Below are 336 nucleotides of genomic sequence, written 5' to 3'. Positions count from 1 at the left end.
ATGCTTGAGCAGCCGTTCGCGGTTCTTGCTGAAGACGGCGGGCACCCAGACCGCATCATCCATCGCAAGGCCAATGAACCAGCGAAACAACAAGTTGTAGTGGGTCTGCTGCATGAGCTGACGTTCGGAACGAATGCTGTAGAGAACCTGCAGCAGCATGGCCCGCAGTAACTTCTCCGGCGCGACGCTGGGCTGACCACCCTTGATATCGGCCTCGTACATCTGCGCGAACAACCGGTCCATCTTCACCAGCACCTGGTTGGCCATGGTGCGGATCGAGCGCAGCGGGTGGGACTTCGGCACGAAATCATCCAGCCGCCGCATGGTGAACAGGCT

Annotated in this window: 1 protein-coding gene; it reads right to left on the bottom strand. The window is 59.5% G+C overall.

Annotation, left to right across the window (positions count from 1 at the left end):
* A partial coding sequence (locus J8I34_RS34495; protein ID WP_209808653.1) for a transposase occupies positions 1–336 on the bottom strand: 336 nt, incomplete at both ends.

This window comes from Cupriavidus phytohabitans, assembly GCF_017815025.1.
GTDB lineage: Bacteria > Pseudomonadota > Gammaproteobacteria > Burkholderiales > Burkholderiaceae > Cupriavidus.
This window is presented reverse-complemented; position numbering and strand designations above follow the sequence as displayed.